This window comes from Kitasatospora sp. NPDC054795, from assembly GCF_053611565.1.
Genome location: NZ_JBSHAP010000037.1, coordinates 48220 through 64776 on the forward strand (window position 1 = coordinate 48220; position 16557 = coordinate 64776).

17 protein-coding genes are annotated in these 16557 nt (G+C 73.9%); 11 read left to right on the plus strand and 6 right to left on the minus strand.

The features are described 5' to 3' along the window. Positions 1-103 precede the first annotated feature (103 nt). The 3 genes from ACWGJO_RS15865 (at position 104) to ACWGJO_RS15875 (ending at position 2487) form a co-directional block, all read left to right on the plus strand. A complete protein-coding gene (locus tag ACWGJO_RS15865) occupies positions 104-202 on the plus strand; it encodes a 30S ribosomal protein bS22 (RefSeq protein ID WP_003948845.1) in 99 nt (32 codons plus the stop codon). A gap of 148 nt (positions 203-350) precedes the next feature. Continuing rightward, positions 351-1472 carry an NAD-dependent epimerase/dehydratase family protein gene (locus ACWGJO_RS15870; RefSeq protein ID WP_452184175.1) on the plus strand — a complete coding sequence of 374 codons (1122 nt, stop codon included), beginning with the start codon at positions 351-353 and terminating at the stop codon, positions 1470-1472. 7 nt (positions 1473-1479) lie between these two features. Beyond that, a complete protein-coding gene (locus ACWGJO_RS15875) occupies positions 1480-2487 on the plus strand; it encodes a lysophospholipid acyltransferase family protein (protein ID WP_452184177.1) in 1008 nt (335 codons plus the stop codon). Positions 2488-2647: 160 nt separating this feature from the next. On the opposite strand, the gene ACWGJO_RS15880 is transcribed toward ACWGJO_RS15875, so the two are convergent. The 3 genes from ACWGJO_RS15880 to ACWGJO_RS15890 all read right to left on the minus strand — a co-directional run bounded on the left by ACWGJO_RS15880 (position 2648) and on the right by ACWGJO_RS15890 (position 6741). Further along, on the minus strand, positions 2648-3937 hold the full coding sequence (locus tag ACWGJO_RS15880) for a DUF5667 domain-containing protein (protein WP_452184179.1): 1290 nt from the start codon (positions 3935-3937) through the stop codon (positions 2648-2650). Between the two features lie 265 nt (positions 3938-4202). After that, the gene (locus tag ACWGJO_RS15885; RefSeq protein WP_452184198.1) at positions 4203-5030 is read right to left on the minus strand and encodes an ECF subfamily RNA polymerase sigma factor, BldN family; all 828 of its coding nucleotides are present in this window, start codon (positions 5028-5030) and stop codon (positions 4203-4205) included. 646 nt (positions 5031-5676) lie between these two features. Continuing rightward, on the minus strand, positions 5677-6741 hold the full coding sequence (locus tag ACWGJO_RS15890) for an HAD family hydrolase (RefSeq protein WP_452184181.1): 1065 nt from the start codon (positions 6739-6741) through the stop codon (positions 5677-5679). A 104-nt stretch (positions 6742-6845) separates the two neighbouring features. On the opposite strand from ACWGJO_RS15890, the gene ACWGJO_RS15895 reads away from it, so the two are divergent. From ACWGJO_RS15895 to hemB, 7 genes are all read left to right on the plus strand, one after another. Further along, positions 6846-7139, plus strand: coding sequence for a glutaredoxin family protein (locus ACWGJO_RS15895; RefSeq protein WP_452184183.1), 294 nt, complete (start codon positions 6846-6848; stop codon positions 7137-7139). A 172-nt stretch (positions 7140-7311) separates the two neighbouring features. Beyond that, positions 7312-8067 (plus strand): 3'-5' exonuclease, encoded by a 756-nt coding sequence (locus tag ACWGJO_RS15900; RefSeq protein WP_452184185.1) that lies wholly within the window; start codon positions 7312-7314, stop codon positions 8065-8067. 101 nt (positions 8068-8168) lie between these two features. Next, positions 8169-9071, plus strand: a complete 903-nt coding sequence (locus ACWGJO_RS15905) for a redox-sensing transcriptional repressor Rex (protein WP_359902755.1) — start codon at positions 8169-8171, stop codon at positions 9069-9071. Between the two features lie 25 nt (positions 9072-9096). Beyond that, positions 9097-10461, plus strand: a complete 1365-nt coding sequence (locus ACWGJO_RS15910; protein ID WP_452184187.1) for a glutamyl-tRNA reductase — start codon at positions 9097-9099, stop codon at positions 10459-10461. 41 nt (positions 10462-10502) lie between these two features. Then, positions 10503-11510 (plus strand): hydroxymethylbilane synthase, encoded by a 1008-nt coding sequence (gene hemC / locus ACWGJO_RS15915; RefSeq protein ID WP_387686069.1) that lies wholly within the window; start codon positions 10503-10505, stop codon positions 11508-11510. Continuing rightward, positions 11507-13156: a bifunctional uroporphyrinogen-III C-methyltransferase/uroporphyrinogen-III synthase gene (locus ACWGJO_RS15920; protein WP_387686070.1), complete on the plus strand. Its 1650-nt coding sequence runs from the start codon at positions 11507-11509 to the stop codon at positions 13154-13156. Before hemC ends, ACWGJO_RS15920 begins: the two co-directional genes overlap by 4 nt. 68 nt (positions 13157-13224) lie before the next feature. After that, positions 13225-14205, plus strand: coding sequence for a porphobilinogen synthase (gene hemB, locus ACWGJO_RS15925; RefSeq protein WP_387727001.1), 981 nt, complete (start codon positions 13225-13227; stop codon positions 14203-14205). A gap of 79 nt (positions 14206-14284) precedes the next feature. On the opposite strand, the gene ACWGJO_RS15930 is transcribed toward hemB, so the two are convergent. From ACWGJO_RS15930 to ACWGJO_RS15940, 3 genes are all read right to left on the minus strand, one after another. Continuing rightward, positions 14285-14554, minus strand: a complete 270-nt coding sequence (locus ACWGJO_RS15930; protein WP_359902770.1) for a hypothetical protein — start codon at positions 14552-14554, stop codon at positions 14285-14287. 212 nt (positions 14555-14766) lie between these two features. Further along, positions 14767-15111: a rodlet layer protein gene (locus ACWGJO_RS15935; protein ID WP_452184190.1), complete on the minus strand. Its 345-nt coding sequence runs from the start codon at positions 15109-15111 to the stop codon at positions 14767-14769. Between the two features lie 85 nt (positions 15112-15196). Beyond that, complete coding sequence (locus ACWGJO_RS15940; RefSeq protein WP_359902775.1) at positions 15197-15541, minus strand: rodlet layer protein; 345 nt, start codon at positions 15539-15541, stop codon at positions 15197-15199. A gap of 299 nt (positions 15542-15840) precedes the next feature. On the opposite strand from ACWGJO_RS15940, the gene ACWGJO_RS15945 reads away from it, so the two are divergent. Continuing rightward, positions 15841-16506 carry a hypothetical protein gene (locus tag ACWGJO_RS15945; RefSeq protein WP_452184192.1) on the plus strand — a complete coding sequence of 222 codons (666 nt, stop codon included), beginning with the start codon at positions 15841-15843 and terminating at the stop codon, positions 16504-16506. Positions 16507-16557: the final 51 nt, after the last annotated feature.

The window sequence follows — 16557 nt, forward strand, 5'->3', positions numbered from 1 at the left end:
ACGATTACGGCCTTAGCACCGTGGACGGTAGGCTAGGCCCTCACGTCAGTCGTATGGACTCCGTCTCTCACGGGCGAGAGTCTCAGTGAGCGAGGGTTGTTCCGTGGGCTCTGTCATCAAGAAGCGTCGCAAGCGTATGGCCAAGAAGAAGCACCGCAAGCTTCTGAAGAGGACCCGCGTTCAGCGTCGCAACAAGAAGTAAGCGCCCCCGGCCGCGCCTAGCGCGCCCAGCGCTTCCACCGCCCGCCCAGACCCTCGTGGCCTGGGCGGGCGGTGTCATTTCACGGCCCGGCAGCGTGGCGCGGTACGGTGCACGCAGGCCGTTCGGGCCGGGGAACGGGGGCAGCACCGTGGGAGTGGTCGTGCTCGTCACCGGCGTGGCACGCCATCTCGGTGCCCGCTTCGTCGCCGAGGTCCGCCGCCGGCCGGGCGTGGACCTGGTGGTCGGCGTGGACGTGCAGCCGCCCCGACTGCCGCCCGAGGAGCCGGCCGGTCCGGCCGCCCCGTACCGCTTCCACCAGCTCGACCTGCGCCGCCCGGCGCTCTCCCGGGTGCTCGCCGAGCACCGGGTGGACACCGTGGTGCACCTCAGCGTCAGCGCCACCGGCCTGGGCTCCACCAACCGCTCCGCGGTGAAGGAGTCCAACGTGATCGGCACCATGCAGCTGCTCGGCGCCTGCCAGAAGGCCCCCGGGGTGCGCCGGCTGGTGGTGAAGTCCACCACCGGTGTCTACGGATCCGCGCCCCGCGACCCGGCGGTGTTCAGCGAGCGGATGCAGCCCAAGGACCCGCCCGGCGGCGGCTTCGCCAAGGACGCGGCGGAGGTCGAGGGCTATGTGCGCGGCTTCGCCCGGCGCCGCCCGGACGTCGCGGTGACGGTGCTGCGCTTCGCCAACATCGTCGGCCCGGACGCGGACACCCCGCTCAGCGAGTACTTCGCGCTGCCCGTGCTGCCGACTGTGCTCGGCTACGACCCGCGGCTGCAGTTCGTGCACGAGGACGACGCCGTCGCAGTGCTCTGCCGGGCCGCCGACGAGCCCGCGCCGGGCACCGTCAACACCGGGACCTTCAACGTGGCGGGGGAGGGCGTCCTGCTGCTCTCCCAGTGCGCCCGCCGGCTCGGCCGGCCCACCCTGCCGCTGCTGCTGCCCGCGGTCAGCTGGATGGCCGTGCTGGCCCGGCAGACCCGGCTGGTCGACGTCTCGCCCGAGCAGCTGCGGCTGCTCACCCACGGCCGGGTGGTGGACACCGCGCGGCTGCGCGACACCTTCGGCTACCGCCCGGCGTTCGGCACCCCGGAGGCCTTCGCCGACTTCGCCGCCGCGCAGGGGCCGGGGCTGCTGCCGCCCGAGCGGCTGGCCGCCGTCACCGACCGGCTGACGGCCCTGCTCGGCCCGGAAGGGGCCGCCTCCGCGGGGGCGGCCGCCGGACCGGACGCCGTACCGAACCGCCCCCGCCGACCGAGGAGCTGAACCCGCGATGAATGCCGCAGCCGAGAACGCGCCGGGCGAGGCCAAGGTCATCCCGATCGAGTCCGCCCCCAGCTGGACCTCGCCCGAGGGGCCGAAACTGGCCGACCGGCTCGCCGAGGCCGTCGGCGGCGTGCTGTCCGGGCCGCTCGGCCCGGCCGCCACCGGACTGTTCGGCAAGGGCTGGGAGGGCCGTGCCGCCGAACGGCTGGCCTTCCTGCGCCGCCGGGTGACCGGCGACTACGAGGTGGACGAGTTCGGCTTCGACCGGGAGCTCACCGAGGAGGTGCTGCTCTCGCTGCTGCGCCCTCTGGCCGAGAAGTACTTCCGGATCGACGTCCAGGGCGTGGAGCACATCCCGGCCGAGGGCGGCGCGCTGATCGTCGCCAACCACTCCGGCACGATCCCGCTGGACGCCCTGATGACCCAGGTGGTCATCCACGACCACCACCCTGCCCGGCGGCACCTGCGGATGCTCGCCGCCGACCTGGTCTTCGTACTGCCCGGCGTCAACGAGCTGGCCCGCAAGGCCGGCCACACGCTGGCCTGCAACGAGGACGCCCAGGCCCTGCTGGAGCGCGGCGAGGTCGTCGGGGTCTGGCCGGAGGGATTCAAGGGGATCGGGAAGCCGTTCTCCGAGCGCTACAAGCTCCAGCGGTTCGGCCGCGGCGGCTTCGTCGCCTCGGCTCTGCGGGCGCGGGTGCCGATCGTGCCCTGCTCGATCGTCGGGGCCGAGGAGACCTACCCGATGATCGGCAACGTGAAGACCCTGGCCCGGCTGCTGGGCCTGCCGTACGTGCCGGTCACCCCCACCTTCCCGTGGCTGGGCCCGCTCGGGGTGCTGCCGCTGCCGACCAAGTGGACGATCCGCTTCGGCGAGCCGATCGCCACCGACAGCTACCCGGCGGAGGCGGCGGACGACCCGATGCTGGTCTTCGACCTGGCCGACGAGGTGCGCGAGACCATCCAGCACACCCTCTACCAGCTGCTGGTGCAGCGGCGTTCGGTGTTCTTCTGACGCTGCCTTTCCGACGGCGCTCTGTCGGCGGTGTCCTTCCGGCGGGTGTTCGGCCGAGGAGGCCCGGGTTCTTCCGCGGGGCCGGGGCTCCACGGAAGGACCCGGGTACGGCGGGGGCCCGGCGGATATCGCACCCCGCGGGGCCCCCACCGCCCTGCCGTCAGCCGCCCAGGATGCGCAGCCCGGGCAACAGGTCCGGGAGCAGCGGGGGCACCTCGACGCCCTGCGGCTGGGCCGCGTTCGGGGCGCCGGGGGTGGCCTGCTGCGGTGCCTGCTGCGGGGCCGCGTCGGCGCTCGGCGAGGGCTTGGTGCCGGTGAGGCCGCTGGTGAGGCCGCCGACCAGGCCGTTGACGGCGTCGGGGGCGCTGCTGGGCAGGGTGTCCGGCAGGACGCCGCCCTTGCCCCCGGTGCCGGAGGCGCCGGAGCCGGGGTTGGCCGGGGCGTGCTCGGGGGCGCCGGGGCGGTCGCCGGCGGAGCCCGGGGCCCGGTCGGCGCCGGCCGTGGTGCCGGATCCGGCCGCGGGGGACCCGGCCGGGGAGCCGTCGGTGGAGTGGGAGGAGCCGTCGCCCGCTCCGGAGCCGGCCGCGCCACCGCTCTGAGCGGGGGGCAGGACCAGGCGCAGGGGCGCGACGTCCTCGCTTATGTCGTCGAAGAGGCGGTTCACCAGGTCGGCCTGCTGGGTGAGCTGGACGGGCAGCCGGCCCTGCAGCTCGCTCCACCGGCCGTCCTCGTCGTGGGCGAAGCCGGCCAGCGCCCGCATCGGGTCGAGCGAGCCGTTGCTGCGGTAGACCGAGCGCAGCAGCTCGCGGCCCCTGAGGGCGTCGGCGTGCATGTCGTCCAGGGCGCGGCGGACCTGTTCGACGGTGGCCGGGCTGAGGCCGCCGGCCGGGCCGGTGCGGCCGACCAGGGTCTTGGCCTCGCCGAGTCGGGTGGCCGCGTTGTCGAGCAGCAGTTCGCCGCGCTCGGAGTCGGAACCGGCGAAGTCGAGCCGGAGTCCCTCCAGCCCGCGCTTGAGGCCGTACAGCGTGTCCCCGGGGAGGGCGTGGGCGCTGGCCGCGGCGGCGCCGGTCAGGCTGCCGACGGCGAGCCCGGCGACCAGCCCGCCGATCGCGAACCGGCGGCTCCAGCGGCCGCGCGGCGCCGTCCGGATCGCCCGGTGGCGGCGCTGCCGGGGCACCGGGGTGCCCGTTCCGCCGGCGAAGGCCTGCTCGAACGCGGCCATCAGCTGGGCGCGTTGGACCGTGCGGACCTCCCGGTCCAGCACCGGCCCGGGCAGCGCCCCCAGCGCGTCGGTCAGACCGACCAGTTCGGCCATCGCGACCGGACCGGCGCCGGTGGCGGCGGCGTTGTCCGATTCGGCGTTGGCCGCAGCGCGTTGCTCTGCCTGGTGGGCCTCCAGCGCCTCGGCGAAGGCCTTCGCCCGCCGGTGCTCCAGCACGTTTGCCGTCACGGGCCACACCTCCCTTCGTCGTTGTCGACACCCTGGCCTGCCGGACGGTTGCCCTGGCTGGCCAAAGCCACTCCATCGGGTGATAGGCCGCAATTCGACTTGACCGTACGCCTGGTGGGGGCTTGCACGTTGGCCAACGAGTGGTGCGGGCGGTCGGTTACGCACGGCTGATCATCGGACCGACCGTTCACCCTGACGTGTCGGCCGGGCGCGAACGGTGACGGACGGCCGTGCCGTATGGCACCGGGGTCGTCCTCGGCACGGTTCATCGCGCGTCGGGCGGGAGCAGCCGGGCCAGGGTGCGGACGGCGCGGTACTGGAGGGTCTTGATGGCGCCCTCGTTCTTGCCCATGATCCGGGCCGTCTCGGCCACCGAGAGCCCCTGCAGGAAGCGCAGGGTGACGCACTCCTGCTGCTGCGGGTTGAGCCGGCGCACGGCGTCCAGCAGGGCGGCGTTGGAGAGCGACTCCAGCACCGACTCCTCCGGGCTGCGCTCGCACTCGTTGGAGTCCAGCATCTCGCCGGTGGTGACCTCCAGCCGGAAGCGGCTGGACTTGAAGTGGTCGGCGACCAGGTTGCGGGCGATGGTGACCAGCCAGGCGCCGAAGTCCCGGCCCTGCCAGGTGAACGTGCCGATCCGGCGCAGGGCGCGCAGGAAGGTCTCGCTGGTGAGGTCCTCGGCCGTGGCCCGGCTGCCGACCCGGTAGTAGATGTAGCGGTAGACGGTGTCCGCGTAGTGGTCGTAGAGCCGCCCGAAGGCGTCGCTCTCGCCGGCCTGGGCCCGTTCGACCAGCTCCATGATCGGGTTGTGCTCGGTCTCGTAGCCGGGGTTGGGCGCCGTCCGGGCGCGGCCCCGGCCGGCGCCGGTGCTGCCGGTGCGGCCGCGCGAGCCGGTGCCGGCCGAGCCGGCGGCGGTGGTGCGCAGCGCCGGGCCGGGCGGCTGGGGCTGGGGCTGGACGAACGATCCTCCAGCCGGCGCGAGTTGGGGCAGGACGGCGAACTGGCTGCGGAGCAGGGAGCGCAACAGGGTCAGGCCGGTGGAGATCTGCCGCTCGGCGGTCGGCCGACCGCGCAGGCCGGTGCGGGGACGCAGGGGCGCGGACGACGGGCGGGAGGGTGCAGGCGCGTCGTTCCGGACGGGTGGGTACACGGGACTCCCAGAGGCAGAACTGTGGACGGATCACCTCCGCCTGCGCGGAGAGCACTCCCTGAAGCGTCCGTTCGAGCGGGACGCGTGGTGACGTGCATCCAGGAGAGAATAACGCTTTGTGCAATGACAGCTACACCGTGTGGTCGAAGTGGTCGTTTGGGATCCATTTGTTGTGCATATTCGGCTGACACTGACCGGAGCTGTCATCGTTCATCCGGCTCAACGTGATCGAACAGGCGCTCAGGGTGACCAATTCGGCGGCCTGAGGGGCGGTTTCCCAGCCTTGGGGCTCGGCAACCCCTGACTTTCCCGGCCTGGCGAACGATCAGAACCGGTCACCGGGTGACAGGTTCGTGCAGGTGACTCGGACCACCCTGCGGTGCAGGGGAGTTCGCCCGTAAGAGGGGCCAGGTCAGAGGCCCTGTTGACGCCCGCTCACCCGCCGGGGCGAGCCCGTCCGGACGGCGTCCCGACGGCGTTCCGACGGCTTCCCGGCGACCCGCCGGCGATCTCCCGACCATCCTGGGGCGGCTTTCGGGCGCGCCCCCGGCGGCCTTCGGGAGCCCGCGCGGCCCCCGGCGCGGGAGGTTCAGGAGCGGCGCCTGCGCCGGTTCAGCGCCACCCCGGCCGCCGTCGCGCCGGCCAGCACCCCGAGCGCGGCCGCGGCCGGCAGCCCCACCCGGGCCGCCTTGCGCCCGGTCCGGAAGTCCCGCACCCGCCAGCCCTGGGTCCGGGCGTGGCGCCGCAGTGCGCCGTCCGGGTTCACCACGTACGGGTGGCCGACCAGCGAGAGCATCGGGATGTCGTTGGCCGAGTCGCTGTAGGCGGCGCAGCGGTCGAGGTCGAGGCGTTCGCGCCGGGCCAGCGCGCGAACGGCGGCGGCCTTGGCCGGGCCGTGCAGCAGGTCGCCGACCAGCCGGCCGGTGTACAGGCCGTCCCGGGCCTCGGCGACGGTGCCCAGCGCGCCGGTCATGCCGAGCCGCCGGGCGATGATCCTGGCCACCTCCAGCGGGGCGGCGGTGACCAGCCAGACCCGCTGGCCGGCGTCCAGGTGCATCTGGACCAGGGCGCGGGTGCCGGGCCAGATCTTGTCCGCCACGACCTCCTCGAAGATCTCCTCGCAGATCGCCTCCAGGTCGGCGGTGGGCTTGCCGGCCACGATGCCGAGGGCGGACTGCTTGGCGTCGGAGATGTGGTCCGGGTCCTCGGTGCCGTGCAGCCGGAACCAGGCCTGCTGCCAGGCGAAGCGGGCGATGTCGCGGCGGGTGAAGAAGCCGCGGCGGTAGAGGCCGACGCCGAGGTAGAAGATCGCGGCGCCGCGCAGGATGGTGTTGTCGCAGTCGAAGAAGGCGGCGGCGCGGGGGTCGTCCGGGTCCGGGGTGTGGTTCTCGGTCGAGGCCTTGGGGGCCTTGGGGGCCTTGCCGGGCTTCGCCGCAGCCGGCGCGTCCGGCCCGGTGCTGCCGTCCGTTCCGGTGCTGTCGTCCGTTCCGGTACCGCTGTCCGGCTCGGTGCCGCCGTCCCGCCCCGCGGTGCCGTCCGGCCCGGGCTCGGCCCGCAGCGCGGCCTCGGCCGCCTCGGCCGCGGCTTCGCCGGCCAGGGCGCTCCGCTCGCTGCTGGAACGCCTTGCCTGGGTGAGCCTTCTGAGCACGGCCATGTCATCGAGGATAGCCAGCCGGGCGCGCGGCGACCGTGACGGAGCCGTGCCCGCGAGGTGAACAGCTCCACCGGGTGCCGGGCGCCGCCGGGCGGGCGGGTGCCATGGCGGAGAATGGGGTGGTGAGCCCACTGCTGCGACGTAAGAGCCCCGAGCCCGCGGACCGGACCGTGACCCTGGTCGGCAAGCCGGGCTGCCACCTGTGCGACGAGGCCCGCGAGGTGATCCTCCGGGTGACGGGCGAGCTGGGGGCGTCCTTCGAGGAGCGGGACATCACCCGGGACGAGGAGCTGTACCGCCGCTACTGGGAGCAGATTCCGGTCACCCTGATCGACGGTCGCCAGCACGACTTCTGGCGGGTCGACGAGCGCCGTCTGCGCACTGCCCTCGGCGGCTGAGCGGGGCCTGACCGGGCGTTCGTCCGTGTACCGACCCCCCGCCGATCGGCGGGGGAGGTTCGCCGAATCGTTGCCAAAGACACTCCGTTCCGGCGTGGGGCGGGGCGGGTTGGTCGGCTTACGATCGAACGCGTTTGCGCCCGTGGGGGGCTGAGCACACGAGGAGTGCGCCATGCTTCCCGGTCCTGCCCCCGGGGTGTCCGGAGCTCCGGAGCCCCGGACGGTCCCCCGGGGCTTCGCCGTGGTGGACGTGGAGGCGACCGGCCGCAGCCCGTGGCGGCACCGGGTGGTCGAGGTGGCCGTGGTGCTGCTCGACGAGCGGCTGCGTCCCGAGGGCGAGTTCGCCACCCTGCTGGATCCGCTGGGCCCGGTCGGCCCGACCCATGTGCACCGGATACGCCAGTGCGACGTGGAGGGCGCCCCGCGCTTCCGGGAGATCGCCCCGCGGCTGCTGGAGCTGCTGGCCGGCCGGGTGCTGGTGGGTCACCACGTCAGCTGCGACCACGCCTTCCTGGATCGCGAGTTCGCCCGGATCGGGGTGCCGCTGCCGCCCGTGCCGCTGCTGTGCACGATGCGGCTGGCCCGCGCCCACCTGCCGCAGGCCCGCGGCCAGGGCCTGGCGGCCTGCGCGGAGGCGGCGGACCTCGGCTGGTACCCGGCGCACACCGCGCTGGGCGACGCCCGGGTGACCGCCGAGCTGCTGCGGCACTGCCTGGGTGCCCCGTCCTGCCCGCCGGGCGACTGGACCGGCCCGCTGCGCGAGGCCGCCGAGGTGCCCTGGCCCCGGCTGGGGCGGGCCCGTTCCCACCCGTCCGGCGCCGGCGTCCCGCTGCTGCGCAGGGAGGCCCCGTACGGCCCCTGGCTGCCCGGTTCGCGAGCCCCGGAGGTCGTGCTGACCCGGGCCGGTGCTATGCGGTCGATGGCGTGATGCGCATCACTGTGCAGGGACAAAACGGACACCATCTTTGTGCACACGTTCACAAACGCATAGCCTGGCTGCCAAAGCCCAGCTTCACCCACAGGAGCACCGTGGCAATCGGCCGATCACCACAGAGCAGTTCGCAGACGCCCGACCAGGGCGCCGCGCGCCGACCGTCGCGTGCCCGGGGCATCCCGGAGGCGACAGTCGCCCGCCTGCCCCTCTATCTGCGGGCCCTCACCGCGCTCTCCGAGCGCTCGGTGCCGACCGTCTCCTCCGAGGAGCTGGCCGCCGCGGCGGGCGTGAACTCGGCCAAGCTGCGCAAGGACTTCTCCTACCTCGGCTCCTACGGCACCCGCGGTGTCGGCTACGACGTCGAGTACCTCGTCTACCAGATCTCCCGCGAACTCGGCCTGACCCAGGACTGGCCGGTCGTCATCGTCGGCATCGGGAACCTCGGCCACGCGCTCGCCAACTACGGCGGGTTCGCCTCCCGCGGCTTCCGGGTGGCCGCCCTGTTGGACGCCGACCCCAACGTGGTCGGTTCCACCGCGGCCGGACTGCCGGTGCGGCACATGGACGAGCTGGAGTCGATCGTCGAGAGCCAGCACGTCTCCATCGGCGTGATCACCACCCCGCCCGGCGCCGCCCAGCAGGTGTGCGACCGGCTGGTGGAGGCCGGCGTCACCAGCATCCTGAACTTCGCCCCGACCGTGCTGACCGTCCCGGACGGCGTGGACGTGCGCAAGGTGGACCTCTCCATCGAGCTCCAGATCCTCGCCTTCCACGAGCAGCGCAAGGCCGGCGAGGAGCCGGACGACCGTGCCGAGTCGGTGCTGGACCGTGCCCCCGGTCCGGTCCGGGCGGCCGCCGCCAAGCTGCGCCGCGCGGCCGGCGGCAGCGGCAAGCCCCGGGGCACCGTCGAGTCGGCGGCCAAGGACCAGGCCGAGCAGGCCAAGGGAAAGTCCGCCAAGGGCGGCGACGGGGATCTCTCCGCGGTGATGCCCGCATGAACACCGAGAGCTGTGGGGGGCGGGCATGAGCCTTCTCGTCGTAGGGCTGAGCCATCGCACCGCCCCGGTCGGGGTGCTGGAACGCGCCGCGCTGACGGGTGACGTACCGACCCGGCTGCTGCACGACGCGGCCGCCACCGCGACGGTCGGCGAGGCCGCGCTGCTGAACACCTGCAACCGGATCGAGCTGTACGCGGACGTGGACAAGTTCCACGCCGGCGTCGCCGAGCTGTCGCTGCTGCTGGCCCACCACAGCGGGGTGGACCTGGAGGAGCTGACCTCCCACCTGTACGTCCACTACGAGGACCGCGCCGTCCACCACCTCTTCTCGGTGGCCTGCGGCCTGGACTCGATGGTCGTCGGCGAGGGCCAGATCCTCGGCCAGCTGCGCGACGCGCTGGCCAAGGCCCAGGAGGAGCACACCGCCGGGCGCGGTCTGAACGAGCTGTTCCAGCAGGCCCTGCGGGTCGGCAAGCGCGCGCACAGCGAGACCGGCATCGACAAGGCCGGCCAGTCGCTGGTCACCTTCGGCCTGGAGCAGGTCGCGGCGGGCGCGGGCGAGATCGCCGGCAAGCGCGCGCTGGTGGTCGGCGCCGGCTCGATGAGCTCGCTGGCTGCCGCCACCCTGGTCCGCTCCGGCGTGACCGACCTGCTGATCGCCAACCGGACCCCGGCCCGCGCCGAGCGGCTGGTCGAGATCCTCGGCCCGGACGTGGCCTCGGTCCTGGACCTGGCCAAGGTGCCGGAGGCGCTCGCCGAGGTGGACCTGGTGATCTCCTGCACCGGCGCGGCCGGTGTGGTGATCAAGGCCGAGGACGTGGCCGCCGCGGTCGCCTCCCGGCGGGACGCCCAGCGGCTCCGCCACGGGGCGTCCGAGCCGCTCGCCCTGCTCGACCTGGCCATGCCGCGCGACGTCGACCACACCGTGCACGAGCTGCCCGGCGCCCTGCTGGTCGACCTGGAGAGCCTCTCCCACGCGCACGCCGCCAGCCCCGGCGCCGGCGACGTCGACCAGGTCACCCGGATCGTCTCCGACGAGGTGACCGCCTTCGGCGCCGCCCAGCGGGCCGCCCGGATCGCGCCGACCGTGGTCGCGCTGCGCTCGATGGCCTCCGACGTGGTCGCCGCCGAGCTCGGCCGGCTGGACTCCCGGCTGCCCGACCTGGACGAGCGCTCGCGCGCCGAGATCACCCAGACCGTCCGCCGCGTCGTCGACAAGCTGCTGCACGCCCCGACCGTCCGGGTGAAGCAGCTGGCCGCCGAGCCGGGCGGCGCCTCCTACGCGGAGGCGCTGCGCGAACTGTTCGACCTCGACCCGGCGGCCGTGCACGCCGTGTCGGGCACGCCCGTCGGCGGGGCGCCCCAGCCCTCGGCCGGGAGCACCAGATGAACCGTCAGCCATCCCACGAGTACCACCGGGACGATCACCTCATGAATGGTCAACCGATCACGGAGCAGCCCTCGGCCACCGCGGCCCTGCGGCTCGGCACCCGGCGCAGCGCCCTCGCCATGGCGCAGTCGGGCATGGTGGCCCGCGAGGTGACCAGGGTCACCGGGCGCGCCGTCGAGCTGGTCGAGATCACCACCTACGGCGACACCTCCCGGGAGTCGCTGGCGCAGATCGGCGGCACCGGGGTGTTCGTCTCCGCGCTGCGCGACGCGCTGCTGGAGGGGCGGATCGACTTCGCCGTGCACTCGCTCAAGGACCTGCCCACCGCCGCCCCCCGGGGACTGGCGCTGGCCGCCGTCCCCGAGCGCGAGGACGTCCGGGACGCCCTGGTCGCGACCGAGGGCCTGGCCCTGGAGGAGCTGGTCGAGAAGCTGGCCGGCGCCGGCCGCCCGGCCCGGATCGGCACCGGCTCGCCCCGCCGGATGGCGCAGCTGAACGCCTGGGCCAACGCCCGCGGCGCGCAGCTGGAGACCGTCGCGATCCGCGGCAACGTGGACACCCGGATCGGCTTCGTGACCAGCGGCGAGCTGGACGCGGTGGTGCTGGCGACGGCCGGCCTGAACCGGCTCGGCCGCAGCGCCGAGATATCCCAGCACCTCGACACCGAGGTGATGGTCCCGGCCCCCGGCCAGGGCGCGCTCGCGATCGAGTGCGCCACCGCCGACACCGGGCTGACCGCCGCGCTCGCGGCGCTGGACCACGCCCCCACCCGGGTCGCCGTGGCCGCCGAGCGCGCCCTGCTGGCCACCCTGGAGGCCGGCTGCTCGGCGCCGGTGGCCGCGCTGGCCACCTGGGGCCGGGAGAACGAACTGCGGCTGGACGGCGTGGTCGGCGACCCCGACGGAACCGCCCTGCTGAAGATGTCCGCCAACGGTCCGATCGTCCTCGACGAGACCGCCGAGCAGCAGGCGGTGGCCCTCGGCCGCGCGCTGGCTGACCGGCTGCTCGCCGCGGGCGCGGCCGCCCTGATGGGGGAGCGAGCCCGATGAGCCCCACCACCGCCACCGATGCCCTGTTCCCGGTGGGACAGCCCGCCACCGGACGGTGCACCTTCCTGGGCGCGGGCCCCGGGGACCCGGGCCTGCTGACCCTGCGCGCGGTCGAGGTGCTGTCCACCGCCGACGTGCTGGTCGCCGACCCGCTGACCGCCGCCGCCGTGCGCAGCCACTGTCCGGCCGGCGTGCAGGTGCACGCCCCCGCCGCCGAGGGCACCGACTTCGACCTGGCCAAGCTGGTCGCCGAGGCCGTCCGCTCCGGCAAGCACGTGGTCCGCACCGTCGACGGCGACCCCGGCCTGGACGGCTGCGCCGCCGAGGAGATGCTCAGCTGCGCGGGCGACGGGATCCCGTTCGAGGTGATCCCGGGCGTCGCCCAGTCGGTCGGCGTCCCGGCGTACGCGGGCGTCCCGCTGCGCGGCGGGTCCGGCACCGACGTGCGCTTCGTCGACGGCGCCGCGCTGCTGGCCGGCAGCCCGGTGGACCTGGGCGCGCCGGAGACCACCCTGGTGGTCCGCACCACCCTGGGCCAGCTGCCCGCCACCGCGACCGCCCTGGTCGCGTGCGGCCGCAAGCCGGAGTCGGCGCTGAGCGCCACGCTCTCCGGCACCACCACCCGCCAGCGGACCTTCACCTCCACCCTGTCCGGCATCGCGGCCGACCTGAAGGCCGCCCGGGTGCTGCCCTCGCCGGTCTCCGCCCCGGTCGACCCGGCCACCTCGGTGATAGCCGTGGTGGGAGAGCAGGTCGCCCACCGGGCCTCGCACTCGTGGTTCGAGACCAAGCCGCTGTTCGGCTGGAACGTCCTCGTGCCGCGCACCAAGGAGCAGGCCACCGGCCTGTCCGAGCAACTGCGCTCGTACGGCGCGGTGCCGCAGGAGGTGCCGACCATCGCGGTCGAGCCGCCGCGCACCCCGCAGCAGATGGAGCGGGCCATCAAGGGCCTGGTCACCGGTCGCTACGAGTGGATCGCCTTCACCTCGGTGAACGCGGTGCGCGCCGTCCGGGAGAAGTTCGAGGAGTACGGCCTGGACGCCCGCGCGTTCGCCGGGATCAAGGTCGCGGCGGTCGGCGAGACCACCGCGCAGGCGCTGGTGGACTTCGGCGTGAAGCCGGACCTGGTGCCCTCCGGCGAGCAGTCCGCGGCCGGCCTGCTGGAGGACTGGCCGCCGTACGACCCGGTCTTCGACCCGATCGACCGGGTGCTGCTGCCGCGCGCCGACATCGCCACCGAGACCCTGGTGGCCGGCCTGGTCGAGCTCGGCTGGGAGGTCGACGACGTGACGGCGTACCGGACGGTGCGCGCCTCGCCGCCGCCGGCCGAGACCCGTGAGGCGATCAAGGGCGGCGGTTTCGACGCGGTGCTGTTCACCTCGTCCTCGACCGTCCGGAACCTGGTCGGCATCGCGGGCAAGCCGCACAACGTGACCGTCATCGCCTGCATCGGCCCGGCCACCGCCAAGACCGCCGAGGAGCACGGCCTGCGGGTCGACGTGATGGCCCCGGCGCCGTCGGCGGCCGCGCTGGCCCAGGCGCTGGCAGACTTCGGGGCCAAGCGCCGCGACACCGCGACGGCCGCCGGTGAGCCGGTCTACCGGCCCAGCGAGCGTCGTCCCGGCTCGCGCCGCAAGGCCCGCTGACACCCCTCATGGCCGGGGGCGGCCGACCGTCGCCCCCGGCACTGCACAACCGTTCGGAGAGAGAAGCCGTGTCCGCTGAATTCCCGTACGTACGCCCGCGCCGACTGCGCCGGAGCCCGGCGATGCGCCGCCTGGTGGCCGAGACCCGGCTGCACCCGGCGGAGCTGATCCTGCCGCTGTTCGTCCGCGAGGGCGTCAGCGAGCCCGTCCCGGTGAGTTCGATGCCGGGCGTGGTCCAGCACACCCGGGACACCCTGCGCAAGGCCGCGGTGGAGGCGGCCGAGGCGGGCCTGGGCGGCCTCATGCTGTTCGGCGTCCCGCAGGTGCAGGACGCGATCGGCAGCGAGGGCACCAACCCGGACGGCATCCTCCAGCAGGCGATCCGGGACGTGGTCTCCGAGGTCGGCGACTCCCTGGTGGTCATGTCGGACCTCTGCCTGGACGAGTACACGGACCACGGGCACTGCGGCGTGCTGGCCGCGGACGGCAGCGTCGACAACGACGCCACCCTGGAGCGTTACGCCGAGATGGCCCGGGTGCAGGCCGACGCCGGCGTCCACCTGGTCGGCCCGTCCGGCATGATGGACGGCCAGATCGCCGTGATCCGGCGGGCACTGGACGAGGCCGGGCACCAGGACGTGGGCATCCTCGCCTACACCGCCAAGTACGCCTCGGCCTTCTACGGCCCGTTCCGCGAGGCCGTCGGGTCCTCGCTCAAGGGCGACCGCAAGACCTACCAGCAGGACCCGGCCAACGCCCGCGAGTCGCTGCGCGAGCTGGCGCAGGACCTCGCCGAGGGCGCGGACATGGTGATGGTCAAGCCGGCCATGGCCTACCTGGACATCCTGCGCCAGGTCGCCGACGCCTCCCCGGTGCCGGTCTCCGCCTACCAGGTGTCCGGCGAGTACGCGATGGTCGAGGCGGCCGCCGCGAACGGCTGGATCGACCGGGAGCGGATGATCATGGAGACGCTCACCTCGATCCGCCGTGCGGGCGCCGAGCAGATCCTCACCTACTGGGCCCTCGAAGCCGCCGCGATGCTCAAGTAGCGGACCCCGTACGGCGGAAGGCCGGGCCGCTCCCGTGGGGGAGCGACCCGGCCTTCCGGGTTTCCGTCAGGCCGTGGACTCAGATGCCCACGTCGCCGGCGTGCGCGAAGCCCGCGCCGCCGCCGATCACGTCGGTGGAGGTGGCGGCACCGCCGCCGAAGCCTCCGGCGACGACGTCACCGGCGTGGGCGACGCCGAAGCCCCCGCCGGCCACGAACGGCTGGTCGGCGGAGGCGACGAACTCGCCGCCGCCGGCCAGGCCGACGTGGGCGAAGGCCGGGGTGGCGGCACCCGCGAGCGCCAGTGCGGCGGCGGCGGTCAGGGCGGCCTTGGCCAGCTTGCTCTTCATGGAACTGCCCTCTCTCTGGGAGCGCCCCGCGGGCGCTCTGACACGTGATCACAACCGGCGGTCCTGATCGGCGATCCACGCGCCGGACCGGCCCGCCGCTCACCCGGCCGGACCGCGCTGCGGCGCGGCCGGCCGGACACTTCGCCCGCACAGCCCGGAGGGCCCGGGGAGGTGTTCCACCCCGGGCCCTCCGACCGTGCTGTGCCCCTTGATCAGCCGATCAGGTGCGAGACACCCGCGTCGCCCGTGGACTGGGTGTTCTGGCCGACGTTGCAGATCTGCTTCGGCTGGTTGTTCAGGACCGGAACCTCGACCGGAACCGCGACGCCGATGACGGCGACGGCGATGTTGTGGATCTCCGGCAGGCAGATGTTCGGGTTGTCCAGAACGTGGCTGTTCGGGCTGCCGTTGCCGGCGGTGCCGGTGTGGTTGGTGCCGCCGTTGCCCTGGACGGAGGTGGCGGCGCCGTCCGAGTCGACGATGGCGGAGGCCGAGCCGGCGGACATCGCGAAGGCGGCGGCGGCCAGGCCGGCGGCGGCGAGGGACTTCTTGATCATCTCTGGTTTTCCTCTCGGGGTGAATCGGGGAGCGATTCGTAGGTGGATCGTGAGGGTGGTGCAGGGAGAACGGAGCGGCGACCGATCAGCCGATCAGGTGGGACACGCCGCCGTCGCCCTGGCTCTGGGTGCCCTGGCCGACGGTGCAGTACTGCCTGCCGCCGTTGTTGGCGATCGGGACCTCGACCGGGACGGCCACGCCGAGCACGCCGACCGCGATGTTGTGGATCTCCGGCAGGCAGATGTTCGGGTTGTCCAGGAAGTGGAAGTTCGGGCTGTTGTTCCCGACCGTGCCCGTGAAGTTGGTACCGCCGTTGCCCTCGATGGAGGCGGCGGCGCCGTCCGCGTCACCGATGGCGGAGGCGGGCGCGGCGGCACCGGCCAGCGCGGCGACGGCCAGGCCGGCGGCGGCGAAGGACTTCTGGATCATGGCGAGATCCCTCTCTGAAATGCTCTTTGGATTCCGTGCGTACAACGCTGAGAACGCTCAGACCCGGTCTGCAGTCACTGACGTCCAGATCAAAGAACGACGGCACGGAAGGTTACGGGGATTTTTGAAAAGAGTCCCGGAGGCACGACGGCGGGGGGAATCCGATCGGATTATTACTCCGAACCGGTTAACGGCCGCAATCCGCGCTCCCGGTCACTCGTTGAGCAGATCGCTTTCCGGTTGCGGCCCCGCAGCCCTTCCCAGTGATCCCCAGTACGGACAGCAGAACGGTGAAAAGCATGAAGTTCTCCCAGCGGGCCGGCGCGATGCTGCTGGCGGTCGGTGCCGGTGTGCTCGCCTCCCAAGGAGCGGCCGGCGCCGCCACCCCGATCGGCCCCGACCAGGTCGGCGCGCTGGAGGACGCGCTGGCCACCCAGCAGGTCCCGGCGGACATCCCGCTCGCCCCGCTGGGCAGCCGTCTCACGGCCGGCATCCCGGCCTCGCTCCTGATGCCGCCGGCGCCCGACCGGACCACCAGCGGCGGCGGCGCGCTGCTCCCGGAGCAGATCCTCCCCCAGCTGACCACCGGCAAGGTCGGCCCGAGCGCCAAGGCCGATCTGCCGATCCCGCTGGTCGACCAGGGCGCCGACCTCGGCAAGGTGCTGCTGGACGCCCCGGCCGCGCCGCTGCACGCCAAGACCCCGGGGCTCACCCTCGGCAAACCGCTCTCGCTCGCCCAGGACGGCGCCGGCCAGCTCGCCGACGGCCGGCTGAAGGTGGACGAGATCGACCCGCGCCTGGTCTCCGGCGCGGTGCAGGTGATCCCCGGGGCCAAGGCCAGCCTCGGGGGCGAGGACAGCCGGCTCTCCGTCACCGACACGGCGGCCGCCCTGGCCGGGACCACCACCGGGACCGCCACCGGCGTGGTGCGGACGACCGGGCTGGCGGGCCTGACCCAGCTCTGACCCGGCTCCGACCCGGGCACCGCGCCCGGGACGAGAGCCCGGCACCCCGGC

Coding starts and splice junctions, on each gene's coding strand:
- ACWGJO_RS15875 (WP_452184177.1), top strand. CDS start 1,480: ATGAATGCCGCAGCCGAGAACGCGCCGGGCGAGGCCAAGGTCATCCCG.
- ACWGJO_RS15890 (WP_452184181.1), bottom strand. CDS start 6,741: ATGGCCGTGCTCAGAAGGCTCACCCAGGCAAGGCGTTCCAGCAGCGAG.
- ACWGJO_RS15895 (WP_452184183.1), top strand. CDS start 6,846: ATGGCGGAGAATGGGGTGGTGAGCCCACTGCTGCGACGTAAGAGCCCC.
- ACWGJO_RS15900 (WP_452184185.1), top strand. CDS start 7,312: ATGCTTCCCGGTCCTGCCCCCGGGGTGTCCGGAGCTCCGGAGCCCCGG.
- ACWGJO_RS15910 (WP_452184187.1), top strand. CDS start 9,097: ATGAGCCTTCTCGTCGTAGGGCTGAGCCATCGCACCGCCCCGGTCGGG.
- hemC (WP_387686069.1), top strand. CDS start 10,503: ATGAATGGTCAACCGATCACGGAGCAGCCCTCGGCCACCGCGGCCCTG.
- ACWGJO_RS15920 (WP_387686070.1), top strand. CDS start 11,507: ATGAGCCCCACCACCGCCACCGATGCCCTGTTCCCGGTGGGACAGCCC.
- ACWGJO_RS15930 (WP_359902770.1), bottom strand. CDS start 14,554: ATGAAGAGCAAGCTGGCCAAGGCCGCCCTGACCGCCGCCGCCGCACTG.
- ACWGJO_RS15935 (WP_452184190.1), bottom strand. CDS start 15,111: ATGATCAAGAAGTCCCTCGCCGCCGCCGGCCTGGCCGCCGCCGCCTTC.
- ACWGJO_RS15940 (WP_359902775.1), bottom strand. CDS start 15,541: ATGATCCAGAAGTCCTTCGCCGCCGCCGGCCTGGCCGTCGCCGCGCTG.
- ACWGJO_RS15945 (WP_452184192.1), top strand. CDS start 15,841: ATGAAGTTCTCCCAGCGGGCCGGCGCGATGCTGCTGGCGGTCGGTGCC.